The sequence below is a fragment of the Pseudomonas sp. BN102 genome (genome assembly GCF_029871245.1).
Taxonomy (GTDB): domain Bacteria; phylum Pseudomonadota; class Gammaproteobacteria; order Pseudomonadales; family Pseudomonadaceae; genus Metapseudomonas.
This window is the reverse complement of sequence record NZ_SSON01000048.1, coordinates 81,550-108,243: the sequence shown is the minus strand read 5'-3', so window position 1 is coordinate 108,243 and position 26,694 is coordinate 81,550. Positions and strand designations below refer to the sequence as shown.

Below are 26,694 nucleotides of genomic sequence, written 5' to 3'. Positions count from 1 at the left end.
TCAGAGGTGGTAGAAATCGAGCACCGAGTTGATGGTGTCGTTGAGCAGCAGCATGTGCTTGCGGGTGATCTTCCAGCTCTCGCCCACGGGCTTGAGGTGGTAGGTCGCATGGCCGAAGAACTGCTCGCTCTGGCCCAGGCGGTGGTACAGGGTCTGCCAGTTGGCCTTCACCTCCAGTTGCCCGTCCCCCCGTTCGGCGATGCGCACGTTGCTGATCTGGTGCAGGGTGCGCGGCATAGGGATGGTCGATGCGGCCTTGCCGGTGCGGATGCGGAACACGCGGTCTTCCAGGCCCGAGCGGTTGCTGTAGTAGATCAGCGACATGCCGCGCTTGGGGTCGGTGGTGTAGGCGTGCTCGGATTCCCACTGCGGCAGGTGGTATTCGCACTGCTCGTCGAACAGGTCCAGGTAGGCATCCCAGTCCTGGGCGTCGCACAGCTCGGACTTGCGGTAGAGGAATTGCTCGATCTGGTATTGCAGCTGCGGGTTCATGCCTGCACCTCCTGCAGTTTCAGGGCTTTGCGGTCCAGGCCCTGGAGCAGGAACCGCTGCCAGTTGGCGTGCTGGTTCACGTACAGGCCTTCATGGGTGAATTCGGTGCCGGTCATCACCGGGGCGATGCCCAGGGTCTGGCTGTTCGGGGTGGCGCCGGTGACCCACTTGCCGTAGCCGCGGGAAATATCGCTCCAGCGCTCCATGCGTCCCTGGAAGCCGCGCTGCTGTTCGCGGAATTCCACCAGGTCGTCGGGGGTGCCCAGGCCGGAGACGTTGAAGAAGTCCTCGAACTGGCGGATGCGGCTTTCGCGGTCCGCGTCGGACTCGCCCTTCACGCCGATGCACTGGCTGATGATCTCGGTCTTGTTCCAGGCCACAGGACGCACGATGCGCAGCTGCGAGCTGATTTGGTCCATGAAGAACAGGCTGGGGTAGATGTTCAGGTTGCGCAGGCGGTGCATCATCCACTCGGCCTTGCCCTGGCCGAATTCTTCCACCAGGCGCGGCATCACGGTCGCGTAGCCGGGGCGCACGGTGGGGTTGGGCATGTCGCTGAACAGCAGGCTGTGGCCGTTGTGGAAGGAGAACCAGCCGTCGTCGGTCTCGGCATCGCCGGCGCCCAGCTTGCTGTAGTCCAGGGTGTCGCTGGCACTCCCTTTGGAAGCGTTGACTTGCTGGCGGTGCTGCACGGTGGCCACGTAGTTGTAGTGCACGGTGCTGACGTGATAGCCGTCCAGGCCGTTCTCGTTCTGCAGCTTCCAGTTGCCGTCGTAGGTGTAGGTGGACTTGCCGGGCAGCACTTCCAGTTCGCCGGTGGGCGACTGGGCGACCATCATGTCGAAGAACACCTTGGCGTCGCCAAGGAAGTCTTCCAACGAATCGCTGCCGTTGGCGTCGAGGCTGATGAAGACGAAGCCCTTGTAGCTTTCGATGCGCGCCTTCTTCAGGCCGCGGGTGGCCTTGTCGAAGCCTTCCGGGTATTCGCCCGGTGCCTTGACCTTCACCAGGCGGCCGTCGCTCTTGTAGCACCAGGCATGGAAGGGGCAGGTGAAGGTGGACTGGTTGCCCTTGCCGACGCGGGTGAGGGTGGCGCCACGGTGCTGGCAGGCGTTGATCAGGGCGTGCAGCTCGCCATTGCCGTCGCGGGTGATGATCATCGGCTGGCGGCCGGCGCGCATGGTCATGAAGTCGTGCTTGTTGGGGATCTCGCTCTCGTGGCAGGCGTAGATCCAGTTCCTCTCGAAGATCAGTTCCATCTCCAGGTCGAACAGTTCCGGCTCGGTGAACATGTCGCGGGCAATGCGGTACACGCCCTCGGCCGGACGGAAATCCAGGCAGCCGCTGACGTACTCTCTCCACTGCGCAATGTGTTTATTCGAAGTATTCATGGGTGGCACCTTCCACATCAGGCCAAACAGTGGGGCCATTAGAAGGAGCCGGGGCTGATCCGGTCTATCCGTTTAGTTGGCAAAGCCGCGCCGTAAATTTTGCGCCTGCCCCGTAGTCGGGAAGGCACATGGGGCGGGCTTTCCTGCGGTTTCTGCGAGGTCGGAAAAAGCGGATAGCCTTTGCCGAGTAAGTGGATGGCGCGGCAGGAACGAAGGGAATTTGAATCGACCTTTGCGGCGTGCCGGAGGACGGCGGTAACGCCATGCGGGCGCGAATCGGCTTGAGGTAACGCCTGGCGGTGGAAATCGTCGTTGGCTAGCCGAAGTCGCGTTCGTGGGCTATCCAGAAAATCGGCAAAGGCTATCCGTTGCTTTCGCGCGGGTAACTCTTGGCCTGCGCAGCCTTCCCATATCGGGTAACACCTGGGTATCCCGGTTGCCCGCCGTCCCGCTGAGGGGTTGCGCCGCTCGCGGGGGAGGGAAGTCGCGGAGAATCGCCGGACGCCATGCCCCACGGGGCGGCTGCGAGGCTCTGGGATGAGGCACGCGGACGAACTGCGTGGTTCTTAGGTGTGATCCTCTCGAGCAGGTGAGGAGCGGTCCTATCCGGAAAGTTGGCGGATGTTATCCTCGTATTCTGATTCGCGAAGGACCGTCACAGCGTGGCATGGAGCTTGCCTGCTTCAAGTCGACGCGCCGCAAGAGCGCGCATGTCCAATTGCCGTGTTGGGTGCCGCGTGATGAGTACGAAGAACCATCTTCATTTTCGAGATATTTCCGCCGACCGCTACGACCTCGCCGGAGCCCGTTCATGGATGTCGAACATTTGCGGGCCTCACCTGCTCAAAGCGGCCAGACCCGAGCGCATCCAGTTCCATCACAGCGGCAATGTGCTGCCTTCCATGTCCACGACCCTGGGCCATGTCGAGTACGGCACTGACGTCACCATCGGCGTCGGCGACGAGATGAACCTCAATTGCTACAGCCTGAGCCTGCCGCTGTCCGGCGAGCAGGAGCTGGCCAAGTCCGGGCGCTTGCTGCGCTCGGACCGCGACTGGGGCGTGATCGTCTCGCCCCATGAGCATCAGGAGCTGACCATAGCCGGCGATTGCCACAAGCTGCAGGTCGCCATTCCCCGCGCCGCCATGCAGAAGACCCTGGAGGACCTGCTCCAGCGCACGGTGGACAACCCGTTGTGCTTCCACCCGGAGATGGATGCGGTGGATGGAGCCGCGGCCTCTTGGTGGCGCATGGCGCGGCACCTGATCGACGAACTGGAGCGCAGCCGCGATCTCTACGGGCAGCTGTTCTTCACCCGGGACCTGGAAAGCGCGCTGATCAAGGGCTTGATCCTCGCCCAGCCGAACAACTACTCCGAGGAACTGCGCGAGCGGTTGGAAATCAAGCTGCCCCATTACCTGGTGCGCGCCCGCGACTTCATCCACGCCCACGCCCGCGAGGAGATGTGCCTGGAGGACATCGAACGTGCCGCCGGGATCTCGCGCTTCAAGCTGTTCGAAGGCTTCAAGAAGTACTTCGGCCAGTCGCCCATGGCCTACCTGAAGAAACACCGCCTGAGTGCCGTGCGCCAGGAGATTCTCGAAGACCGCTGCGCGCGGAATATCTCGGTCATCGCCATGGGCTGGGGCTTCACCCACCTCGGTCGCTTCGCCAGCGAGTACCGCAAACTCTTCGACGAAACGCCGAGCATGACCATCCAGCGGCTGGAGGCCCGGCGGGGCCGGTCGGTCTGATTGGCTCCGATGGGCAGGCCTGTAGGATGGGCCGGCGGTTCTCCTGCAGGGGCGAATTCATTCGCCAAGGGCAGCGCAGCTGCCCCGGTCGTCCATCCCCACAACGCACGGAGATCGACTAACGCCCGGAGTTCGACTGAAGACGCACGGCTTGCAGCTGGCATAGAAACAGAGGTTTCCAGCGCGCGGCGGACTTAGTGCGAATCAATCGAAGGAATTGTCGATCCCTCGCGTGGTCGCTCGACTAGGAGATGAGCGTTTCCGCCAAGAGGAGAAACCCCATGAACATCGACAATCACCCGGTGGTATCCCGCGAGGAATGGTTGCAGGCCCGCGAGGCACTGCTGCGCAAGGAAAAAGCCTTCACCCACGAGCGCGACCGGCTCAGCGCCGAACGCCGCGCGCTGCCCTGGGTCCGCATTGACACGCCATATGTCTTCGACGGACCGGACGGGCGCGAGAGCCTGGCCGACCTGTTCGACGGCCGCAGCACCCTGGTCATCTACCACTTCATGTTCGGCTCCGGCTGGGAGGAGGGTTGCCGGGGCTGCTCCTTCGTCGCCGACCATATCGACGGTGCCAACCAGCACCTCAAGCACCACGACGTGACCCTGCTCTGCGTATCGCGGGCGCCCTTGCAGGAGTTCCAGGCCTTCCGCAAGCGCATGGGCTGGAACTTCAAGTGGGTGTCGTCCCACGGCAATAGTTTCAATTACGACTTCGGCGTGGCCGCCAAACCCGAAGACATCGCCGCCGGCACCGCCCGCTACAACTACGGCACCAGCAACGACCCGGGCGAGGACATGCCCGGCCTCAGCGTGTTCTACCGCAATCCGGCCGGGGAGATTTTCCACACCTATTCCACCTATGCCCGTGGGCTGGACCTGCTGGTGGGCGCCTACAACTTCCTCGACCTGCTGCCCAAGGGGCGGGACGAGAAGGAAATCATGGACTGGATGCGGCATCACGACCGTTATGAGGATGAGCCGGGGAAGGTTGCGAGTTGCTGCAAGGAGTGAGCCGGGGCTTTGTGTAGGAGCGAGCTTGCTCGCGAAAGTCTGTGCTCGGGGCTGTTCGCGAGCTCGCTCCTACAAGCGCAGCGGACATGGCCAATTGCCGTAAATTCCCCGAACTGCGCCGTTCGCACCGCCCTGGTGCAGCGAAAACTTGCAGTTTCCATTGCTGGGCTAAGCTTTCGGCAGTCCCTGGACCGGAAGGACAGCCCGATGAGCGAACCCATCCTCAGCTTCGACGAACTCAAGCAAGCCGTTGCCAGCGGCGAGATCGACACGGTGCTGGCCTGCATGGTGGACATGCAGGGGCGATTGGTGGGCAAGCGCTTCCAGGCTGAATTCTTCATCGACAGCGGCCATGAGGAAACCCACTGCTGCAATTACCTGCTGGCCGACGACATCGACATGGAGCCGGTGCCGGGCTACGCCGCCGCCAGCTGGAACAAGGGCTACGGCGACTTCGTGCTGAAACCGGACATGAGTACCCTGCGCCGGGTGCCCTGGCTGGAGTGCACGGCCCTGGTGCTCTGCGACGTGCTCGATCACCACCACCGCGAAGACCTGCCCCACAGCCCGCGGGCCATCCTCAAGAAGCAGCTGGCGCGGCTGGCCGAACGCGGTTACCTGGGGATGTTCGCCTCGGAGCTGGAGTTCTACCTGTTCGACGAAAGCTACGAAGCCATTCACAAGCGCAACTACAGCCACCCGAAGACCGCCGGGCACTACATAGAGGACTACAGCATCCTCCAGACCACCCGCGAGGAGCCGGTGTTGCGCGCCATCCGCAAGCACTTGCAGGCCTGCGGCGTGCCGGTGGAGAACTCCAAGGGCGAGTGGGGTCCGGGGCAGGAGGAGATCAACGTCCGCTACGCCGACGCCCTGACCATGGCCGACCGCCACGCCATCATCAAGCACGCCTGCAAGGAGATTGCCCACCAGCAGGGCAAGTCCATCACCTTCATGGCCAAGTGGCGCTATGACCTGGCCGGCTCCAGCGGCCACATCCACAACTCGCTCTGGGACAAGAAGGGCAAGAAGGCGCTGTTCTTCGACGCCAAGGACGAGTACGGCATGTCCAAGCTCATGCGCGGCTGGGTGGCCGGACAGCTCAAGTACGCCAGCGAGATCACCTATTTCCTCGCGCCCTACATCAACTCCTACAAGCGCTTCCAGGCCGGCACCTTCGCACCGACCCGTGCGGTGTGGAGCCGCGACAACCGTACCGCGGGCTTCCGGCTCTGCGCCGAGGGCAGCAAGTCGGTGCGCATCGAGTGCCGGATCGGCGGCGCCGACCTCAATCCCTATCTCGCCTACGCCGCGCTGATCGCCGCCGGGCTGGCGGGCATTGATGAAAAACTCGAACTGGGCGCACCTTACGAAGGGGACGCCTACCTGAACGACCAACTGCCCGAGGTGGCCAAGACCCTGCGCGACGCTTCCGCCGCCCTCAAGGGTTCGACCATGCTGCGCAAGGCCCTGGGCGACGAGGTGGTCGACCATTACGTGCACACCGCCGAGTGGGAGCAGAAGGAATACGATAGGCGCATCACCGACTGGGAACTGCAGCGCGGTTTCGAGCGGTACTGAAGGGTTCGTTGTCCGGGCAGGGGCGGGTTCGGGCACGCCCGCTGGCCGGTTTGTGAAGGGGATGGGAGCTGTACGACAGGGTTGTCGCTGCGCAGGCGGGGAAGGTGCCCGGACCGCCGCATGGAGCAATCCATTGCCATTCCCAACAAAGGGCACCGATGATGAATCCTGCAAGCCAACACGGCTCCACGCACACGGACGAAGACGTCAAGCTGTTGCACAGCATGGGCTACGCCCAGGAGCTGTCGCGGCGGATGGGCCTCTTCTCCAACTTCGCCATATCGTTTTCGATCATCTGCATCCTCTCCGGCGGCATCAACTCGCTGGCCCAGGGCATCTCGGGCGCCGGCGGTGCTTCCATCGGCATCGGCTGGCCCCTGGGCTGCATGATTTCCGGGGTCTTCGCCGTGGCCATGGCGCAGATCTCCTCGGCCTATCCGACGGCCGGCGGGCTGTACCACTGGGGCTCGATCCTCGGCAACCGCTTCACCGGCTGGCTCACCGCCTGGTTCAACCTGCTGGGCCTGGTGACGGTGCTGGGGGCGATCAACGTCGGCACCTACTACTTCTTCTTCGGCGCCTTCGGGCCCATGTTGGGCATGGAAGACACCATCACCACGCGGATCGTCTTCCTCGCGATACTCACCGGCGGGCAGGCGCTCTGTAACCACTTCGGCATCGGCCTCACGGCCAAGCTCACCGACTTCTCCGGCTACCTGATCTTCGCCACGGCCATCGCCCTGACCATCGTCTGCCTGGTCGCCGCACCCGGCTATGAGTTCTCGCGGCTGTGGACCTTTGGCAACTTCTCCGGTCCAGCGGGCGGCAATGTCTGGCCGGAAGCCTCCAATACCTGGATCTTCCTGCTTGGCCTGCTGCTGCCGATCTACACCATCACCGGTTACGACGCGTCGGCCCACACTTCGGAGGAAACCGTGCAGGCGGCCCATTCGGTACCGCGCGGCATGGTGATGTCAGTGGTCTGGTCGCTGCTGTTCGGCTGGCTGATGCTCAGCGCTTTCGTGCTGATGTTGCCGAGCATGGAAGAGGCGGCAGCCCAGGGCTGGAACGTATTCTTCTGGGCCATGGACACCCAGGTGAACTCGACGGTGAAGGAACTGCTCTTCCTGGCGATCTTCATCTCGCAGATTCTCTGTGGCCTGGCCACGGTGACATCCGTGTCGCGGATGATCTTCGCCTTCTCCCGCGACGGCGGGCTGCCATTCTCCAAGGCGCTGGCGTCGGTGTCGCCCTCCCACCGCAGCCCAGTGGCCGCCATCTGGACCGGCGCCACCCTGGCGGTGCTGTTCGTCTGGGGCTCGTCGCTGGTGTCCATCGGCGAGACACCGGTCTACACCATCGTCGTGTCCTGCACCGTGATCTTCCTGTTCTTCTCCTTCATCATCCCCATCGTCCTCGGCCTGTTCACCTTCGGCACGCCGAAGTGGCCGCACATGGGGCCCTGGAATCTGGGGCGCGGGTTGTATTCGCTGGTGGCGATCCTGTCGGTGATCTCGATGGTGCTGATCTTCGTCATCGGCATCCAGCCGCCCAATGACTGGGCGCTGTACATCACCATCGGCTTCCTGATCTTCACCGGGATCATCTGGTTCGCCTTCGAAGCCCGGCGCTTCCAGGGCCCGCCCATCGGCGACATGATCGCCAAGCGCCAGGCTGAAATCGCCGCGGCGGAAGAGGCGTTGAACAAGTAGGCATGCCCGGCCGGCGCCCCCCTGTGGGAGGGGGCGCCGTGCCTTCAGTTCGCGGCTTCGATGCGGATGCCGCGCACCTCCACCTGATCGCCGGGCTTGAAGAGCTTGCCGGGCGAACGGAAGCGCTGCACCGAACCATCGTCGGTCTTCACCAGATAGGCCGGCTCCGCCAGGCCGGTGGATTCCTGCACAGCGCCGCCGCCGAAGTAGCCCACGGCCGCACCGGTCACCGCGCCCAGAGGGCCGCCGATGGCGCCGAACATCAGCCCGGTCATGCCGCCGGCGGCCTTGCCGACGGTGGTATCAGGGGTTTCGGACAGAACCTCCGCCGAGAAGGCGGCGGGGGAGGAGAGCAAGGCAAGGCACAGGGTGATGCCGGGGATTTTCATGGGGGATCCCTTCGATTGATGGATTGAGAAGGGAATCCGGCAATTTATGTGCCATGAATAAATTTTAGGAATATCAGGCAGTTGATGGTCGATGAGTCATTTTGACTGAGGGTTGGAATGACAGCGATTGTGTCATTTGTACATGGGTGCTCAGCCCAGAAGGGTGGATGGCGCTTTTTCCATCCACCGACCGAGCCGGGTCGGGCCTCGGAAGGTGGATCGGTGAAGCGTGATCCACCCTACAAAGGACGTGTGCCGGCGGATCAGAGCTTGATCAACACTGATTTCAGCTCGGTGTAATGCTCGATGGCTGCCGCGCCCATCTCGCGGCCGACGCCGGAGAGCTTGTAGCCGCCGAAAGGCAGAGACGGGTCGAGGGCGCTGTGGCAGTTGACCCAGACCGAGCCGGACTTGATGCGCGGGATCATGCGGTGCACCGCCGAGAGGTCGTTGGACCAGATGCTGGCGCCGAGGCCGTAGGGGTTGTCGTTGGCCATGCGCACGGCGTCGTCGATATCGTCGAAGGGCATGGCGACCAGCACCGGGCCGAAGATCTCTTCCTGCACCAGGCGGTGCTGCTGGTCGACGTCGACTATCACCGTCGGCTTGACGAAGTAGCCGGGGCCGAAGCTTTCACCGCCGCAGGCGATGGTGGCACCTAGTTCGCGGCCCAGGTTGATATAACCGGTGACGCGGTCCTGCTGCTTGGCGGAGATCAGCGGGCCCATCTGCACACTCGGGTCCAGGCCATTGCCGAGCTTCATGCCGTTGGCGATGCCGGCGATGTCGGCGATCACATTGTCGAAGTGCTTGCGCTGCACATAGAGGCGCGAGCCGGCGCAGCAGACCTGGCCCTGGTTGAAGAAGATCGCGGTGGCGGCGCCAGCGGCGGCCTCCTGCAGGTTGGCGTCGGCCATGACGATGGTCGGCGACTTGCCGCCCAGTTCCAGGGTCACACGGGTCATGTTGTCCATGGCGGCCTTGCCGATCTGCTTGCCGACTTCGGTGGAGCCGGTGAAGGTCAGCTTGTCCACGCCCGGGTGGCGGGTGAGGGCGACGCCGGCATTCAGTCCGGTGCCGGTGATCACGTTGAACACCCCGGCCGGGTAGCCCGCTTCCAGGACCAGCTCGGCCAGCTTGAGGGCGGTCAGCGGGGTTTCGTCGGCGGGCTTGAGCACCACGGTGCAGCCGGTGGCCAGCGCTGGGCCGAGCTTCCAGCAAGCCAGCAGCAGCGGGAAGTTCCAGGCGACTATGGCGCCCACCACGCCCACCGCCTCGCGGCGGATGAAGCCGTGGAACTGGTCGTCCGGCATCAGCGGCATGGATACGTCGACCGTGCTGCCTTCGATTTTGGTGGCCCAGCCGGCCATGTAGCGGAGGAAGTCGATGGCCAGCTGCACGTCCATCACCCGCGCCACGGCGGCACTCTTGCCATTGTTCAGGCATTCCAGCTCGGCAAGTTCCTGGGCGTCGCGCTCCATCAGGTCGGCCAGGCGCCACAGCAGGTTCTGCCGTTCGCGCGGACGCATGCGGCTCCAGGGCGAGTCGTCGAAGGCCCGGCGGGCGGCCTGCACGGCGCGGTCGACATCTTCGGCGGTGGCCGAGGGCACGTCGCCGAGGACTTCACCAGTGGCCGGGTTGCGGAAGCTCATGGTGTTGCCGCCGGCGGCGTCCAGCCACTGCTCACCGATCAGCATCTTCAGTTTGCGGCCGACGAAGGCCTGGGTTTGCGGGAGGACGGGCAGGTCAGCAAGCATGGGGAGGAGCCTCTGTTCATTGAAGTTGTACAGCGCTTTCGCAACCCCCATGCCAAGGCCTTGCTTTCTAAATAAGTGGCTGAATCAAAAGGATTTTATTCATGGATTCGGGCCTGTTGCCAGATTCGGCCTGTTGCAGTTTGAGACGACCTGAGACAGGTCTGGAACAGTCTCGCCGGCTACCTTTATCAGGTGCTGCGCGGCCTAGTCTCAGGGTGGAACAGTCTGTCGCGAAATTAGACGCCCGGGCCCGGTGCCAGCATCCCCGTCAAGCCTGATATTTAAAGCTAACTAATTGTTATACAAGGACTTTCGTTGGCATGGCACACAATATGTATTTGCCGTGACAGCTGCACCCGCTCCGCCATGGGGTGCAAACCATAAGAACAACACCGTGGAGGTCTGACCTTGAAGACGACTCGACTCCGGCAGCACGCGGGCACCCTGGCACTGGCCATGGCGTCTCTGCTGTTCGCCCAGGCTCATGCAGCGGAGGAGGGGCCGGCCCTCCTCAAGTCCAAGTGCATGGGTTGCCACATCCCCGAGGGCAACGATTCCTATAGCCGCATCAGCCACCAGCGCAAGACCCCCGAGGGCTGGTTGATGAGCATCGGGCGCATGCAGGTGATGCACGGCCTCCAGATCAGCGACGCCGATCGCCGCACGCTGGTCAAGTACCTCGCCGACAAGCAGGGCCTGGCCCCCAGCGAGACCGAAGGCGTGCGCTACGCCATGGAGCGCCGCCTGAACACCGTCGAGAAGTTCGACGACCAACTGAGCCAGATGTGCGGCCGTTGCCACTCGGGCGCCCGTGTCGCCCTGCAGCGCCGTCCCGCCAAGGAGTGGGAACACCTGGTCAACTTCCACCTCGGCCAGTGGCCGTCCCTCGAGTACCAGGCCCAGTCCCGCGACCGCGACTGGCTGGATCTCGCCCTCAAGGAAATGGTGCCGGAACTGGCCAAGCGCTTCCCCCTGGAAAACCAGGCTTGGGCCGACTGGCAGAAAGCCAAGCCCAAGGCCGACAACCTGCCGGGCCAGTGGAGCTTCAGCGGCCACATGCTGGCCAAGGGTGACGTCCGCGGTGTGATGACCGTGACTGCCGATGCCGGCGACACCTTCAAGGTCAGTGTGAAGGGCCAATACGCCGACGGCTCGCCCTTCAATGGCGAAGGTTCAGCCATCCTCTACAACGGCTACGAGTGGCGCGGCAATCTGAAGATCGGCGAGCAGAACATGCGCCAGGTCTTCGCCGCCCTGAACGGCGAGATGAAGGGCCGCATGTTCGAGGCCGAGCATGATGAGCGCGGCCTGGACTTCAGCGCCGCGAAAGAGGGCAACGCCAAGCTGCTGGCCGTGCAGCCGGCCTACCTCAAGGCGGGCAGCGAAGCCGAGTTGACTCTGGTGGGCAGCGGCCTGTCCGGCACCCCGGACTTCGGTCCGGGCGTCGAAGTGGTGAAGGTACTGGAAGTCACGCCGAAGCAGATCCGTGTCAGGGTCAAGACCACCGCCGAAGCCACCTCCGGCATCCGCGCCGTGTCCCTCGGCTCGCTGAAGGGCGTCGACCTGGCGGTGTACAAGGACATCGCCGAAGTGAAGGTGGTGCCCGAGTTCTCCATTGCCCGCGTCGGCGAGAACGGCGGCTCCACGCCCAAGGTGCAGGGTCGCTTCGAGGCCGAGGCCTGGGGCAAGGGCGCCGACGGCAAGCCGTACCGCATCGGCTACCTGCCGGCGAAATGGTCGGTGGAGCCCTTCGACGAGCGCGCCAAGGAAGACGAGGACGTGAAGTTCGCCGGCAAGATGCAGCCCGATGGTGTCTTCGTGCCCGGCGGCGCCGGCCCGAACCCGGAACGCAAGATGATGACCAACAACGCCGGCAATTTGAAGGTGATCGCCCAGCTCGAAGAGGGCGGCCAGAAGGGCGAGGGCCATCTGATCGTCACTGTGCAACGCTGGAACAACCCGCCGCTGCCTTGACTGGCGACGTCCCCCGGACGGCAGGCGCCGTCCGGGTTCGCAACGACGATTGGGAAGAATTCCGGGAGGTCGCCATGGGCGCAATCTTGAATCTGGTCGAACGCAACCTGCACGAAGTGCGGGTGGACGCCGACCGCATGCTGTTCCACATCCCGAGCAGCTCGCTGTTCGCCACCGACGAAGTCACTGGCGGCATCATCGACGCCCTGCGCCAGCAAGGTTGCTCGTCGGAGGAGTTGGTGCAGCGCCTGGCCGGACGTTTCGCCGGGCAGGACATCAATGAAACCCTGCGTGAGCTGATCGCGCTGGAAGTGGTCAGCGACGGCTCGCCGCTGACGCCGGAAATCGGCATCAGCAAGGTCGAGCGCACCGCGCTGAACACCGTGGTGCTGAACGTCAACACCGGCTGCAACCTGAGCTGCACCTACTGCTACAAGGAAGATCTGGACAAGCCTTCGGCGGGCAAGAAGATGGGCGCGGAAACCGCCGAAGCCTCGGTGGAGATGCTGCTCCGGGAGTCGCCGGACGAGGATCGCTACACCGTGGTCTTCTTCGGCGGCGAGCCGCTGTCGAACCGACCGCTGATCGAGCACATGGTGGACTACTGCGAGCGCCGTTTCAGTGAGGCCGGCAAGTTCGTGGAATTCGTCATGACCACCAACGCCACGCTGCTCACCGAAGAAGTCATCGACTATCTCAATGCCCACCGCTTCGGACTTTCGGTGAGTATCGACGGGCCGAAGACGGTACACGACCGCAACCGCATCACCGTGGGCGGGCAGGGCACCTATGACGTGGTGCGGCGCAAGGTGGACCTGCTGCTGTCGCGCTACCGCAGCCGCCCGGTGGGCGCGCGGGTGACCCTCACCCGTGGCATCACCGACGTCGAGACCATCTGGAACCACCTGTTCAATGAGCTGGGTTTCGCCGAGGTTGGCTTCGCCCCGGTCACCTCGGGTGACATGAGCGACTTCAACCTGACCGGCGAGGAGCTGGTGGAAGTGTTCGCCAACATGAAGGCCCTCGGCCGCCGCTACCTGGAGGCGGCGCTGGAGCATCGCAATATCGGCTTCTCCAACCTGCACCAGCTGATCACCGACATCCACGAAGGCCACAAGAAGGCGCTGCCCTGCGGTGCCGGGCTGAAGATGCTGGCGGTAGACCACAAGGGCGAGCTGAACCTCTGCCATCGCTTCACCGGCTCCAGCCTGCCGACCTTCGGCAATGTGCACAGCGGGGTCAAGCAGGTCGAGCTGAACGACTTCCTCTCCCAGCGCCTGGACCGCAGCGGCACCGGTTGCGACAGCTGCCGCATCCGCAACCTCTGCTCCGGCGGCTGCTACCACGAGAGCTACGCCCGTTACGGCGACCCGACTCACCCGACCTATCACTACTGCGAGCTGATGCGCGACTGGGTGGACTTCGGCATCGAGGTCTACAGCCGCATCATGGCCGGCAATCCGGCCTTCATCAGCAGCTACATCACTCCGCGGAAGGCGCACTGACATGAAACATCTGAAGCCGCTCAACAACAAAGCGCAAATGCTCGAAAAAGCCGCAGCCGAAGATCGCATCGAAGAAGTCATGGCCATGAGTGCAGTGGCCGGGTGCACCGCCACCACGGACCCGGGCTGGGAGGTGGACGCCTTCGGCGGCGTGGCCTCGCTCTGCCAGCCAATGGAAGCCGACCTCTACGGCTGCTCCGACCCTTGCTGGTGGCCCGCCCAGGTGCCCGACATGATGAGCACCTACCAGGACTGGAACGCCCAGGCGACCAACTCGCAAGAGGACTGGCGCAACCTCGGCACCGTATTCCCGAAAGACAAATGACCGGCGAGAAGAACAAGAGGGATAACCGCATGAAACTCAAAGCCATCGCCAGCCTGGCGACCGCCGTCGCCGGCCTCGCACTGGGCGCGCACGCCTGGGCCGCGGACGAAACCGGCCCGGCGCTGAAGGCCGGTCATGAATACATGATCGCCACCAACTACCCGAACAACCTGCACGTGGTGGATCTCGCCACCGACAGCCTGTACAAGACCTGCCGCCTGCCCGACGCCTTCGGCCCCGGCACCGCCATGATGGCGCCGGATAACAAGACCGCCTTCATCCTCAACAACCACTTCGGCGACCTCTACGGCGTCGATCTGGACGACTGCAAGACGGTGTTCCACGCCAAGCTGTCGCAGAAGCCTGGGGAGAAGGCGCGCTCGATGTTCTCCTTCGCCCTGAGTCCCGATGGCAAGGAGCTCTACACCACGGTCAACCCCACCGAGATGCTCAACGACCATTACGTGGTCAAGCAGCCGCGCCTGGAGGTCTATGACACCAGCGCCGGGCTGGACGCCAAGCCGGTACGCAGCTTCCCGATGCCGCGGCAGGTCTACCTGATGCGCGCGGCGGACGACGGCAGCCTCTACGTCGCCGGGCCGGACATCTACAAGATGGATGTGAAGACCGGCAAGTACGAGGTGGCGGTACCCGGCCGCAACTGGCAGCGGCCGCTCTACAGTGCGCCGGACGTGCTCTACTTCTGGCCGCACCAGACGCCGTACCACGAGTTCTCGATGCTCTACACCACGGCCAAGTTCAAGGACGAGAAACAGGACCTGGCCACCGCCGACTTCATCTATGGCTACGTCAGCATCGACCTGAAGACCGGCAAGGCCACCGTCCAGGACTTCGCCCCGCTGACCGAGTTGTACTTCACCGGCCTGCGCTCGCCGAAGGACCCGAACCAGATGTTCGGCGTGCTCAACCGCCTGGCCAAGTACGACATCAAGGAGCAGAAGCTGATCAAGGCGGCCAACCTGGACCACTCCTACTACTGCGTGGCCTTCAACACCAAGGGCAGCAAGCTCTACCTGGCCGGCACCTTCAACGACATCGCGGTGTTCGATCCGGACAGCCTGGAGAAGATCAAGAACATCAAGCTGCCGGGTGGCGACATGTCGATCACCACGACCCAGGTGTTCGTGCGCTAAGGGCAGGGCCTTGTGGGCTCTTCTTGTGGGGGCGACTTCAGTCGCTAAGGGCAGCGCAGCTGCCCCCATCGGGCGAAATGGCAGGACTGCGTCCTGCATAGCGAATGAATTCGCCCCCACAGTAATTGCCCCGCCGATGGCCCGAGCACCAACCATCGGCCACCTGATGATCGAACCCGTATCCGACCAATAGGTCACTAGACAGGAAAACAGGCTTTATTTACCTTTACGTTTACGTAAAGGTAAATAAAGCCGATACGTCATTCACAGCTGTATCCCAGTACAAGCACAAGAAGGGAAAGCCATGAATCACCAGAGCTACACCCGGGGGCGGCAGGACAAGGACCTGCTCGCCATGACCATAGGCGCGGCGTTCGATGCCACGGTTGCCAAGTTCCCCGAGCGCGAGGCGCTGGTGGTCAGGCACCAGGGCCTGCGCTACAGCTGGAAGGAACTGGCCGAGGCGGTAGACCGCCATGCCCGCGCCTTGCTTGCCCTGGGCCTGAACAGCGGCGACCGCCTCGGTATCTGGGCGCCAAACTGCGCCGAGTGGTGCATCACCCAGTTCGCCAGCGCCAAGATCGGCGCCATCCTGGTCAACATCAACCCGGCCTACCGCAGCAGCGAGCTGGAATACGCGCTCAAGCAATCCGGCTGCCGCTGGGTGGTCTGCGCCGACGCCTTCAAGACCTCCGACTACCACGCCATGTTCCTGGGCCTGGTGCCCGAGCTGGCCGCCGCCGAACCGGGCAGCCTGAATTGCGAGCGCTTGCCGGAACTGCGTGGCGTGGTCAGCCTGGCGGCCAATCCGCCGGCCGGTTTCCTGTCCTGGGCGGTCCTCCAGCAGCGCGCGGGGGAGGTGAGTGCCGAGACGCTGGCAGAGCGCCAGGCCGGGCTGCAGTTCGACGATGCCATCAATATCCAGTACACCTCCGGCACCACCGGCTTCCCCAAGGGCGCCACCCTCAGCCACTACAACATCCTCAACAACGGCTATATGGTCGCTGAGAGCCTGGGGCTGACCGAGGAGGACCGCCTGGTGATCCCGGTGCCGCTTTACCACTGCTTCGGCATGGTGATGGGCAACCTCGGCTGCGTTACCCACGGCTCCACCATGATCTACCCTGGGGATGCCTTCGACCCGCTGACCACCCTGCGCGCCGTGGCCGAAGAAAAGGCCACGGCGCTCTATGGCGTGCCCACCATGTTCATCGCCGAACTGGACCATCCGCAGCGCAGCGAATTCGACCTGTCCAGCCTGCGCACCGGGATCATGGCCGGCGCCACCTGCCCGATCGAGGTGATGCGCCGGGTGATCAACGAGATGCACATGAGCGAAGTGCAGATCGCCTACGGCATGACCGAGACCAGTCCGGTGTCCCTGCAGACGGGCCCGGACGACGAGCTGGAGCTGCGCGTGACCACGGTGGGCCGCACCCAGCCGCACCTGGAGAGCAAGATCGTCGACGCCGAGGGCAAGATCGTCCCGCGCGGCCAGATCGGCGAACTCTGCACCCGGGGCTACAGCGTGATGCTCGGCTACTGGAACAACCCCCAGGCCACGACCGACGCCATCGATGCGGGCCGTTGGATGCACACCGGCGACCTCGCCTCGATGGACGAGAACGGCTACGTCTGCATAGTCGGCCGCAGCAAGGACATGATCATCCGCGGTGGCGAGAACATCTATCCGCGCGAGCTTGAGGAATTCTTCTTCACCCACCCGGCAGTGGCCGACGTGCAGGTGATCGGCATTCCCTGCAGCAAGTACGGCGAGGAGATAGTCGCCTGGATCAAATTCCACCCCGGCCATGTCGCCACCGAGGATGAACTGCGCGCCTGGGCCAAGGAACGCATCGCCCACTTCAAGGTGCCGCGCTTCTTCCGCTTCGTGGATGCCTTCCCGATGACGGTGACCGGCAAGATCCAGAAGTTCCGCATGCGCGAGATCAGTATCGAGGAGCTGACCCCGCCCAAGGACGACAAGGTGAAGGCGATTCGGTAGGGCGCCGGGGCCGGGCTCTTCGCTCTTCTGTGGGGGCGAATTCATTCGCGAAGCAGGACGCAGTCCTGCCATTCGGAACGCCATGGGGCAGCTTCGCTGCCCTTAGCGAATAAATTCGCCCCCACAAGCAACCCGCATAAAATGTGTGCCTCACCGGAAACCGATACCCCAAGGGAGCCCATGACAGGCACGTCCACCGAGAAAGGCACCATCTCCGTCCGCCTGGTCCACGAAGCCCTGCTGGAATTGCGCCAGCGGGGCTTCGACGATTCCGCGCTGCTGAACCGAGCCGGCATCCCTGCCGAGCTGCTGGCCAAGCCATACGGGCGCGTCTCCTCGGAGCACTTCGGCCATCTCTGGGTGCTGGTCGCGCAGAGCATGGACGACGAATTCTTCGGCATGAATCCGCGGCGGATGAAGTTCGGCAGTTTCGCCTACATGACCCGTGCGGCGGCGAAGGAGCCCACGGTGGGCGCGGCACTGGACGTGGCATTGCGCTTCCTCGACCTGGTATTCGACGGCCTCTCGCCGCGCCTGGTGCGGCGCGGCGGCCTGGCGGAAATCGCCCTTGACGAGCCCGAAGGCCAGCAATGCCGCGCCTTCAGCTATTTCACCCTGTGGCTGATGATCCATGGCCTGCTCTGTTGGCTGGCCGGTCGGCGCATTCCCATCCTCGGCGTCGACCTGCGCTGCGCGGTGCCCGACTACATCGAAGACTACCGGGTGATGTTCAGCACCAACCTGCGCTTCTCCCGGCTGCACAGCCGCCTGCTGTTCAACGCCGACTGCCTGGAGCTGCCGGTGCGCCGCAGCCAGCGCGACCTCAAGCGCTTCCTAGGCGGTCTACCGGCGAACATCCTGGTCCGCTACCGCGACCCGCAGAGCCTGGCCGCGCGCATCAGGGCCTACCTGCGCAGCCTGAAGCCCGAGCGCTGGCCGGACCTGGAGGCACTGTCCTGCCACTTCTTCATGGCGCCCTCGACCCTGCGCCGCAAGCTGTCCCTGGAAGGGCAGTCCTACCAGGGGCTGAAGGACCAGGTCCGGCGCGACCTGGCCATCGCCAGGCTGGACAGCGGCGAAGGCAACTTCACCGAGCTGGCCTTCGAACTGGGCTTCGCCGACACCAGCGCCTTCTACAAGGCCTTCAAGAAGTGGACCGGCTCGACGCCGGGGCAATACCGGGCGCTGATTCATCCCGAATCGAGTTGAGCGCCCGCCCGGGCTCAGCCTGTAGGGGCGGTTTTTCTGTAGGGGCGAATGAATTCGCCCCTACAACAGAGCAGTCTGCTCCTGTCAAATCCGCTCACCCAGGTTGATGCCTTTCGACATTGCCGCCACCCCCGCTCGGCGCGACCATCCCGGTACTCCAACAAAAACAAACCCGGAGCCCACCCGATGCGCGACTACTTCACCGCTGCCCGCGAGTTCGACTACGCCAACGCCGCTTCCACGACCCTGGTCGGCAACCTCGACGCCCTCAATGCCTGCGTCGAATGCTGCGATCGCCACGCCGACTCGGAGCGCGTCGCCCTGTATTGGGAGGGTCGCGACGGTGAGCGCGCCACCTGGACTTTCGCCCAGCTCAAGGAAGCCGCTGCGCGCTTCGCCAATTACCTCGAGGAGCGCGGCGTGCGCCCCGGCGATTGCGTCTCGGGCATGCTGCCGCGCACCCCGGAGCTGCTGATCACCATCCTTGGCACCTGGCGCATCGGCGCCGTCTACCAGCCGCTGTTCACCGCCTTCGGCCCCAAGGCCATCGAGCATCGGGTCAAGGGCGCCGGCTCGAAGCTGGTAGTCACCGACCTGACCAACCGGCCCAAGCTGGACGAGGTGGACGGCGTTCCGCCGGTGCTGGTGGTGGGCGATGATTTCTGGACCGAGCTGGAGCGCCAGCCGGCGAGCTTCGAGCCGGTGATGCGCACCGCCTCCGACCCCTTCCTGCTGATGTTCACGTCCGGCACTACCGGGCTGGCCAAGCCCCTGGCCGTGCCGCTGAAGGCCATAGTCGCCTTCGTCAGCTACATGCGCGATGCGGTGGACCTGCGTCCGACGGACAACTTCTGGAACCTGGCCGATCCGGGCTGGGCCTACGGCCTCTACTACGCGGTCACCGGCCCGCTGGCCCTGGGCCACGCCACTACCTTCTACGAAGGTTCGTTCAGCGTGGAAAGCACCTGCCGCATCATCCGCGAGTACGGCATTACCAACCTGGCCGGCTCGCCTACCGCCTACCGCCTGCTGCTGGCCGCCCGCGACGAGGTGGAAGCGTCCATCAAGGGCTGCTTGCGCGCCGTCAGCAGCGCCGGCGAGCCCCTGACCCCGGAGGTGATCCGCTGGTTCGCCGAGGGCCTGGGCTGCACCATCCACGACCACTACGGCCAGACTGAACTGGGCATGGTGCTGTGCAATCACCACGCCCTGGAACACCCGGTGCGCCTGGGCGCCGCCGGCTTCGCCATGCCCGGCCACCGGGTGGTGGTGCTGGACGAGTCCAACCGCGAATTGCCGGTCGGCCAGCCCGGCATACTTGCCCTGGACATGCCGCGCTCGCCGCTGTTCTGGTTCCCCGGCTACCTGGGCATGGCCACCAAGTCATTCGTCGGCGACTACTATCTGAGCGGCGACACAGTGGAGCTCAATGAAGACGGCAGCATCAGCTTCGTCGGCCGCTCCGACGACGTGATCACCACCTCAGGCTACCGGGTCGGTCCCTTCGATGTGGAGAGCGCGCTGATCGAGCACCCGGCGGTAATCGAGGCCGCGGTGATCGGCAAGCCCGACCCGGAACGCACTGAACTGGTGAAGGCGTTCGTCGTGCTGCATGCCGGCCATAGCGCCGATGCCACGTTGGCCGAGGCGCTGCAGCAGTATGTGCGCAAGCGCTTGTCCGCCCATTCCTATCCGCGCGAAATCGAGTTCGTCGCGGAATTGCCCAAGACCCCGAGCGGCAAGATCCAGCGTTTCCTCCTGCGCAACCAGGAGATCGCCAAGGCCCAGACAGCCGCCGCTCACTGATCCAGAGGAGAAGCAAAAGTGCGTATAGAGAATTCCGTTTTCCTGGTGACCGGCGGCAGCTCCGGTCTGGGTCTTGCCACCGCCCGCGAACTGCTGGGGCAGGGCGGCAAGGTGCTGCTGGTGGACATCAACGCCGAGGCCGGCACCGCCCGTGCCGAGGAGCTGGGCGGCAATGCCCGCTTCGTCAAGGCCGACATCACCCGTGAAGAGGATGCCCGCGCCGCCGTGGCCGCAGCAGTGGAGGCCTTCGGCGGCCTGCATGGGCTGATCAACTGCGCTGGCGTCGCGCCGGCCGAGAAGGTGCTGGGTCGCAATGGTGCCCACGGCCTGGACAGCTTCCGCCGGGTGATCGAAGTCAACCTGATCGGCAGCTTCAACATGCTGCGCCTGGCCGCAGAGGCCATGGCCCAGGGCCAACCGAACGAAGGTGGCGAGCGCGGCGTGATCATCAACACCGCGTCGGTCGCGGCGTTCGACGGCCAGATGGGCCAGGCCGCCTATTCGGCCTCCAAAGGCGGCGTGGCCGCCATGACCCTGCCGGTGGCCCGCGACCTGGCGCGTTCCGGCATCCGCGTGATGTGCATCGCCCCCGGTATCTTCGAGACGCCGATGATGGCCGGCATGCCGCAGGAGGTTCAGGACTCCCTGGCCGCCAACGTGCCATTCCCGCCGCGCCTGGGTCGCCCGGACGAATACGCCGCGCTGGCCCGCCACATCATCGAGAACAGCATGCTCAACGGCGAAGTCATCCGTCTGGATGGCGCGCTGCGCATGGCCGCCAAGTAAGGAGAACGCCATGAACAAAGATCCCATCGTTATCGTCAGCGCCGCCCGCACGCCCATGGGTGGCTTCCTCGGCGACTTCAAGGACGTCACCGCCGCGCAACTCGGCGCCGCCGCCAACCGCGCCGCGCTGGAGCGCGCCGGGGTGCAGGCCGACGCCGTCGACGAAGTGATCATGGGCTGTGTGCTGCAGGCCGGCCAGGGCCAGGCCCCGGCGCGCCAGGCCGCCCTTGGTGCGGGCCTGCCCCAGGGCGTGGTCTGCTCCACGGTGAACAAGATGTGCGGCTCGGGCATGAAGACCGTGATGCTGGCCCATGACCTGTTGCTGGCCGGTAGCGCCGATGTGGTGCTGGCCGGGGGCATGGAGAGCATGTCCAACGCGCCCTACCTGTTGGAGCGCGCCCGCTCCGGCTACCGCATGGGCCACGGCAAGGTGCTCGACCACATGTTCCTTGACGGCTTGGAAGACGCCTACGACAAGGGCCGACTGATGGGCACCTTCGCCGAGGATTGCGCCCAGGCCTACGGCTTCACCCGCGAGCAGCAGGACGCCTTCGCCATCGCTTCCCTGACCCGCGCGCAGAAGGCCATGGCCGAAGGCCGCTTCGCCGCCGAGATCGTGCCGGTGGAAGCGAAATCTGGCCGCGAGCTGTTGACCATCAGCCAGGACGAACAACCGCCGAAGGCGCGCCTGGAGAAGATTCCCACCCTGAAGCCGGCCTTCCGCGAAGGCGGTACCGTCACCGCGGCCAACTCCAGTTCCATTTCCGACGGCGCCGCGTCGTTGCTGCTGATGCGCTTGTCCGAAGCCGAGAAGCGCGGCTTGACCCCGCTGGCGCGCATTGCCGGCCATTCCTCCTTCGCCCAGGCCCCGAACCTCTTCACCACCGCGCCGGTGGGCTCCATCCAGCGCCTGCTGGCGCGTACTGGCTGGAGCCTGGGCGACGTGGACCTGTTCGAGATCAACGAAGCCTTCGCCGTGGTGCCCATGGTCGCCATGCGTGACCTGGACATCTCCCACGACAAGCTCAACGTGCACGGCGGCGCCTGCGCGCTGGGCCACCCCATCGGCGCCTCCGGTGCGCGGGTACTGGTGACCCTGCTCAATGCGCTGACCCAGTACGACCTGAAGCGCGGCGTGGCGTCGCTCTGCATCGGCGGTGGCGAGGCCACGGCCGTCGCCATCGAGCGTATGGCCTGAAGGAGGTTGCGATGATTCCGTCCGAACAGGATATCCAGATCCGCGACATGGCTCGGCAGTTTGCCCAGGAGCGGTTGAAGCCCTTCGCCGACGCCTGGGACCGCGAGCACCGCTTCCCGGCCGAAGCCTTGCGCGAGATGGCTCAGCTGGGCTTTCTCGGCATGCTGGTGCCGGAAGAGTGGGGCGGCGCGGCCACCGGCCACCTGGCCTACGCCATGGCCCTGGAGGAGATAGCCGCCGGTGACGGCGCCTGCTCCACCATCATGAGCGTGCACAACTCGGTGGGTTGCATGCCCATCCTCAAGTACGGCAGCGAGGAGCAGAAACAGCGCTTCCTGAAGCCGCTGGCCACGGGCGAGATGATCGGCGCCTTCGCCCTCACCGAACCCCAGGCCGGCTCCGATGCCAGCGACCTGCGCACCCGCGCGCGCCTCGACGGCGACCATTACGTGCTGAACGGCGCCAAGCAATTCATCACTTCCGGCAGCCATGCGGGGATGGTGATCGTCTTCGCCGTCACCGACCCGTCCGCTGGCAAGAAGGGCATCAGCGCCTTCATCGTCCCCACCGACACGCCCGGCTACCAGGTGGTGCGGGTGGAGGACAAGCTCGGCCAGCACGCTTCGGACACCTGCCAGATCCAACTGGACGACGTGCGCATCCCGGCGTCCCTGCGTCTGGGTGCGGAAGGGGAGGGCTACCGCATCGCCCTGTCCAACCTGGAGGGCGGCCGCATCGGCATTGCCGCGCAATCCGTGGGCATGGCTCGCGCGGCTTTCGAGGCGGCGCGGGACTACGCCCATGAGCGCAAGACCTTCGGCAAGGCGATCATCGAGCACCAGGCCGTGGCCTTCCGTCTGGCCGATATGGCCACCCAGATCGCCGTAGCGCGGCAGATGGTCCACCACGCGGCGAGCCTGCGAGAAGCCGGCATGCCCTGCCTGACCGAAGCCTCCATGGCCAAGCTGTTCGCCTCGGAAATGGCCGAGAAGGTCTGCTCGGGGGCCATCCAGACCCTGGGCGGCTACGGCTACCTCAAGGACTTCCCGGTGGAGCGCATCTACCGCGACGTGCGCGTGTGCCAGATCTATGAAGGCACCTCGGACGTGCAGCGCATGGTGATCGCGCGCAGCCTCTGAGCCACTTCCACTTGTAGGAGCGAGCTTGCTCGCGAACAGGGCCCCGCGCGGATTCTTTCGCGAGCAAGCTCGCTCCTACAGGGTCCAACTCCTGACAGGTATCCCATATGACCTACCAGACCCTGCTGGTGGAGCAGGCCGGCGCTGTCGGCCTCATCACCCTGAACCGCCCCGAAGCCCTGAACGCCATCAACACTCAATTGATCGACGAGCTGAACCAGGCACTCGACGGTTTCGAGCGCGACCCCGCCATCGGTTGCGTGTTGATCACCGGCTCGGCCAAGGCCTTCGCCGCTGGCGCCGATGTCAAGGAAATGGCCGAGAAGTGCTTCCCCGACACCTACCTGGACGACTTTCTCGGCCGCTGGGACCGGGTGGCGCAGCGGCGCAAGCCGATCATCGCCGCCGTCGCCGGCCACGCCCTCGGCGGTGGCTTCGAACTGGCGCTGATGTGCGACTTCATCATCGCTGCCGACAACGCCCGTTTCGGCCTGCCGGAAGTGAAGCTGGGGGTGATTCCCGGCTCCGGCGGCACCCAGCGCCTGACCCGTCTGGTGGGCCGTGCCAAGGCCATGGAAATGCTCCTCACCGGTCGCACCATGGACGCGGCCGAGGCCGAGCGTTGCGGCGTGGTGGCGCGCGTGGTGCCGGTGGCGGAACTGCTGGAAGAGGCCATGGACAGCGCCAGCCGCATCGCCGCGCAATCGCGCACGGCGGTGCTGATGCTCAAGGAATGCGTGAACCGGGTCGACGAAGGTTCGCTGGGAGAGGGCCTGCGTTTCGAGCGACGACTGTTCCAGGCGGTGTTCGCCACCCCGGACCAGAAGGAAGGCATGGGCGCCTTCATCGAAAAGCGCAAGCCGGAGTTCGGTCGCTGAGTCCAAGCGGGCCGCAATTCGCTTTTCCTTGTGGGGGCGACTTCAGTCGCTAAGGGCAGCGCAGTTGCCCTCCTGAGACACCCCAGGGCAGGACTTCGGTCTGCTTAGCGAATGAATTCGCCCCCACAAGGTGTCCCAGCGGGGATCAGGCCCTTTCTTTCAGCTCCTTCTGCTCCTGCGCCGTCACCTGCTGGCAGATTTCGATGATCTGCTCGCGCATCCAGCGGTTGGCCGGGTCCTGGTCGGTGCTTTCGTGCCAGTAGAGGTGGGTTTCCAGGGAGGGCACGTCGTGCACCGGCAAGTCGACGTAGTGCAGGTCATGGCGGCGAGCGAAGCGCTCGGGGACGGTGATGGCCATGTCGGTGCCGTGCAGCACGGTGGAGGCCATCAGGTAGTGCTGCGAGCGCAGTGTGACCTTGCGCTGGATCCCCATCTTGCCCAATGACAGGTCGATGTAGCCCAGGCCGCTCCTGCGGCTGGAAATATGGATGTGCGACAGCGACAGGTACTCGTCCAGGCTGATTTTCTCCTTGGCCAGCGGGTGGCCGCGGCGCATGGCGCAGACATAGCGGTCTTCCATCAGCTTGACGTGGCGCACCTGGGGGTCGGTGTTGAGCGGGGCGTCCACGGCGAAGTCCAGGCGGCCGGCGGCCAGTTCCTTGGTGGTTTCGCGGCGCTTGGCCAGGAAGCTCTCGATCTGCACGGTCGGCGCCATGCGGCGCAGGCGCTGGAACAGCGGCGGCAGGATCACCGTCTCGGTGAGGTCGGTCATGCTGATGCGGTAGGTCTTGTTCGCCTGGGCCGGGTTGAAGGTGCGGCTTTCCTGAACCGATACCCGCAGCAGTTGTAGGGCGTTGCGCACTGGGCCGATGATGTTCTGCGCCATGGGCGTGGGCACCATGCCCTGGGCGGTGCGGACGAAGAGCGGATCGTTGAAGGTCTCGCGCAGGCGAGCGAGGGCGTTGGAAACGGCAGGCTGGGTGATGCCCACTATCTGTCCGGCGCGGGTGAGGTTGGCCTCGGTGTAGATGGCGTCGAAGACGATGAAGAGGTTGAGGTCTACCTTGTTCAGATTCATGCCGGGCGTGCTCCTCGCAATTGTTTTTATCAGCGGATCATATATCGGTGATGAATGTTCATACATGGCGAAAATAGGTTGGGTAAATCTTACGCCCTGTTCTAGCATCCTTACCAGACCTCACCCCATAGCCCCGCAAAAGGTAGCCCCACATGGAATTCGCCTATTCCCCGAAGGTCCAGGAACTGCGTGAACGCGTCACCGCATTCATGGACGCCTACGTCTATCCGGCCGAGCCGGTATTCGAGCAGCAGGTCGCCGAGGGTGACCGCTGGCAGCCCACCGCGATCATGGAAGAGCTGAAGGCCAAGGCCAAGGCGGAAGGCCTGTGGAACCTGTTCCTGCCGGAATCCGAATACGGCGCCGGCCTGACCAATATGGAGTACGCGCCGCTGGCCGAGATCATGGGCCGCTCCCTGCTCGGGCCGGAGCCCTTCAACTGCTCCGCGCCGGATACCGGCAACATGGAAGTGCTGGTGCGCTACGCCAACGAAGCACAGAAGAAACAATGGCTGGAGCCACTGCTGCGTGGCGAGATCCGCTCCGCATTCGCCATGACCGAGCCGGGCGTAGCCTCGTCCGACGCCACCAACATGGAAGCCCGCGCCGTGCGCCAGGGTGACGAGTGGGTGATCAACGGCAGCAAGTGGTGGACCTCGGGCGCCTGCGACCCGCGCTGCAAGATCCTCGTCTTCATGGGCCTGTCCAACCCGGACGCGCCGCGCCACCAGCAGCACTCGATGATCCTGGTGCCCATCGACACCCCCGGTGTGAAGGTACTGCGCCCGCTGCCGGTGTTCGGCTACGACGACGCCCCCCACGGCCATGCCGAGGTGGTCTTCGAGAACGTGCGCGTGCCCTACGAGAACGTACTGCTGGGCGAGGGCCGAGGCTTCGAGATCGCCCAGGGCCGCCTCGGTCCGGGCCGCATCCACCACTGCATGCGCTCCATCGGCATGGCCGAACGCGCCCTGGAACTGATGTGCAAGCGCGCCGTCAGCCGCACCGCCTTCGGCAAGCCGCTGGCGCGCCTGGGTGGCAACCTCGACAAGATCGCCGACTCGCGGATGGAAATCGACATGGCCCGCCTGCTGACCCTGAAGGCGGCCTATATGATGGACACCGTGGGCAACAAGGTGGCCAAGAGCGAGATCGCCCAGATCAAGGTGGTGGCACCCAACGTCGCCCTGCGGGTGATCGACCGCGCCATCCAGATCCACGGCGGTGCCGGTGTCTCCAACGACTTCCCGCTGGCCTACATGTACGCCATGCAGCGCACCCTGCGCCTGGCCGACGGCCCGGACGAAGTGCACCGCGCGGCCATCGGCAAGTTCGAGATCGGCAAGTACGTGCCGAAGGAAATGCGCAGCGGTCAGTGATCGCCGTCCCAATGAAAAAGGCCCGCATCATGCGGGCCTTTTTCGTTTTCAGGTCGGGACTGCTCGTTTACGTAGGGTGGATGTCGCTTTTCACATCCACCGTCGGCGTCACCTTGAGTTCCGTTGGTGGACATGAAAAGCGATGTCCACCCTACAGACTGCC

The 26,694-nt window shown here is 64.6% G+C and carries 21 protein-coding genes; 16 read left to right on the top strand and 5 right to left on the bottom strand.

The window, feature by feature from the left end; all coding sequences use genetic code 11:
• Both antB and antA read right to left on the bottom strand, forming a co-directional pair.
• Window positions 1-492 carry an anthranilate 1,2-dioxygenase small subunit gene (antB, locus tag E8F12_RS09515; protein ID WP_280324993.1) on the bottom strand — a complete coding sequence of 164 codons (492 nt, stop codon included), beginning with the start codon at window positions 490-492 and terminating at the stop codon, window positions 1-3.
• Window positions 489-1,883: an anthranilate 1,2-dioxygenase large subunit gene (antA, locus tag E8F12_RS09510; RefSeq protein ID WP_280324992.1), complete on the bottom strand. Its 1,395-nt coding sequence runs from the start codon at window positions 1,881-1,883 to the stop codon at window positions 489-491. Before antA ends, antB begins: the two co-directional genes overlap by 4 nt.
• Before the next feature lie 740 nt (window positions 1,884-2,623).
• On the opposite strand from antA, the gene E8F12_RS09505 reads away from it, so the two are divergent.
• The 4 genes from E8F12_RS09505 to E8F12_RS09490 all read left to right on the top strand — a co-directional run bounded on the left by E8F12_RS09505 (window position 2,624) and on the right by E8F12_RS09490 (window position 7,949).
• On the top strand, window positions 2,624-3,637 hold the full coding sequence (locus E8F12_RS09505) for an AraC family transcriptional regulator (protein ID WP_280324991.1): 1,014 nt from the start codon (window positions 2,624-2,626) through the stop codon (window positions 3,635-3,637).
• Between the two features lie 281 nt (window positions 3,638-3,918).
• Entirely contained in the window at window positions 3,919-4,656 is a 738-nt protein-coding gene (locus E8F12_RS09500) for a thioredoxin family protein (protein WP_280324990.1), read from the top strand.
• A 207-nt stretch (window positions 4,657-4,863) separates the two neighbouring features.
• On the top strand, window positions 4,864-6,237 hold the full coding sequence (locus E8F12_RS09495) for a glutamine synthetase family protein (protein ID WP_280324989.1): 1,374 nt from the start codon (window positions 4,864-4,866) through the stop codon (window positions 6,235-6,237).
• A 161-nt stretch (window positions 6,238-6,398) separates the two neighbouring features.
• The gene (locus E8F12_RS09490) at window positions 6,399-7,949 is read left to right on the top strand and encodes an amino acid permease (protein ID WP_280324988.1); all 1,551 of its coding nucleotides are present in this window, start codon (window positions 6,399-6,401) and stop codon (window positions 7,947-7,949) included.
• Window positions 7,950-7,993: 44 nt separating this feature from the next.
• Here the strand turns inward: E8F12_RS09490 and E8F12_RS09485 are convergent, their stop codons facing one another.
• Both E8F12_RS09485 and E8F12_RS09480 read right to left on the bottom strand, forming a co-directional pair.
• Window positions 7,994-8,338, bottom strand: a complete 345-nt coding sequence (locus E8F12_RS09485) for a hypothetical protein (RefSeq protein WP_280324987.1) — start codon at window positions 8,336-8,338, stop codon at window positions 7,994-7,996.
• A 263-nt stretch (window positions 8,339-8,601) separates the two neighbouring features.
• Complete coding sequence (locus E8F12_RS09480; RefSeq protein ID WP_280324986.1) at window positions 8,602-10,095, bottom strand: aldehyde dehydrogenase family protein; 1,494 nt, start codon at window positions 10,093-10,095, stop codon at window positions 8,602-8,604.
• Between the two features lie 456 nt (window positions 10,096-10,551).
• On the opposite strand from E8F12_RS09480, the gene peaA reads away from it, so the two are divergent.
• The 11 genes from peaA to E8F12_RS09425 all read left to right on the top strand — a co-directional run bounded on the left by peaA (window position 10,552) and on the right by E8F12_RS09425 (window position 24,074).
• Entirely contained in the window at window positions 10,552-12,069 is a 1,518-nt protein-coding gene (peaA, locus tag E8F12_RS09475) for a quinohemoprotein amine dehydrogenase subunit alpha (RefSeq protein ID WP_280325026.1), read from the top strand.
• Between the two features lie 74 nt (window positions 12,070-12,143).
• Entirely contained in the window at window positions 12,144-13,574 is a 1,431-nt protein-coding gene (gene peaB / locus E8F12_RS09470; RefSeq protein ID WP_280324985.1) for a quinohemoprotein amine dehydrogenase maturation protein, read from the top strand.
• A 1-nt stretch (window position 13,575) separates the two neighbouring features.
• On the top strand, window positions 13,576-13,899 hold the full coding sequence (qhpC, locus tag E8F12_RS09465) for a quinohemoprotein amine dehydrogenase subunit gamma (protein WP_028627367.1): 324 nt from the start codon (window positions 13,576-13,578) through the stop codon (window positions 13,897-13,899).
• A gap of 29 nt (window positions 13,900-13,928) precedes the next feature.
• On the top strand, window positions 13,929-15,053 hold the full coding sequence (gene peaD / locus E8F12_RS09460; RefSeq protein WP_280324984.1) for a quinohemoprotein amine dehydrogenase subunit beta: 1,125 nt from the start codon (window positions 13,929-13,931) through the stop codon (window positions 15,051-15,053).
• 304 nt (window positions 15,054-15,357) lie between these two features.
• Window positions 15,358-17,058 carry an AMP-binding protein gene (locus E8F12_RS09455; protein WP_280324983.1) on the top strand — a complete coding sequence of 567 codons (1,701 nt, stop codon included), beginning with the start codon at window positions 15,358-15,360 and terminating at the stop codon, window positions 17,056-17,058.
• Between the two features lie 180 nt (window positions 17,059-17,238).
• On the top strand, window positions 17,239-18,267 hold the full coding sequence (locus E8F12_RS09450; protein ID WP_280324982.1) for an AraC family transcriptional regulator: 1,029 nt from the start codon (window positions 17,239-17,241) through the stop codon (window positions 18,265-18,267).
• 186 nt (window positions 18,268-18,453) lie between these two features.
• Window positions 18,454-20,073 (top strand): acyl-CoA synthetase, encoded by a 1,620-nt coding sequence (locus tag E8F12_RS09445; protein WP_280324981.1) that lies wholly within the window; start codon window positions 18,454-18,456, stop codon window positions 20,071-20,073.
• Window positions 20,074-20,091: 18 nt separating this feature from the next.
• Window positions 20,092-20,859 carry a 3-hydroxyacyl-CoA dehydrogenase gene (locus E8F12_RS09440; RefSeq protein WP_280324980.1) on the top strand — a complete coding sequence of 256 codons (768 nt, stop codon included), beginning with the start codon at window positions 20,092-20,094 and terminating at the stop codon, window positions 20,857-20,859.
• Between the two features lie 10 nt (window positions 20,860-20,869).
• Window positions 20,870-22,057, top strand: a complete 1,188-nt coding sequence (locus E8F12_RS09435) for an acetyl-CoA C-acyltransferase (RefSeq protein ID WP_280324979.1) — start codon at window positions 20,870-20,872, stop codon at window positions 22,055-22,057.
• An 11-nt stretch (window positions 22,058-22,068) separates the two neighbouring features.
• Entirely contained in the window at window positions 22,069-23,196 is a 1,128-nt protein-coding gene (locus tag E8F12_RS09430; protein WP_280324978.1) for an acyl-CoA dehydrogenase family protein, read from the top strand.
• Window positions 23,197-23,303: 107 nt separating this feature from the next.
• On the top strand, window positions 23,304-24,074 hold the full coding sequence (locus E8F12_RS09425) for an enoyl-CoA hydratase (protein ID WP_280324976.1): 771 nt from the start codon (window positions 23,304-23,306) through the stop codon (window positions 24,072-24,074).
• Window positions 24,075-24,219: 145 nt separating this feature from the next.
• Here the strand turns inward: E8F12_RS09425 and E8F12_RS09420 are convergent, their stop codons facing one another.
• On the bottom strand, window positions 24,220-25,152 hold the full coding sequence (locus tag E8F12_RS09420) for a LysR family transcriptional regulator (RefSeq protein ID WP_280290519.1): 933 nt from the start codon (window positions 25,150-25,152) through the stop codon (window positions 24,220-24,222).
• A 152-nt stretch (window positions 25,153-25,304) separates the two neighbouring features.
• Between E8F12_RS09420 and E8F12_RS09415 the strand changes: the two genes are divergently transcribed.
• Complete coding sequence (locus tag E8F12_RS09415) at window positions 25,305-26,531, top strand: acyl-CoA dehydrogenase (protein WP_280324974.1); 1,227 nt, start codon at window positions 25,305-25,307, stop codon at window positions 26,529-26,531.
• Window positions 26,532-26,694: the final 163 nt, after the last annotated feature.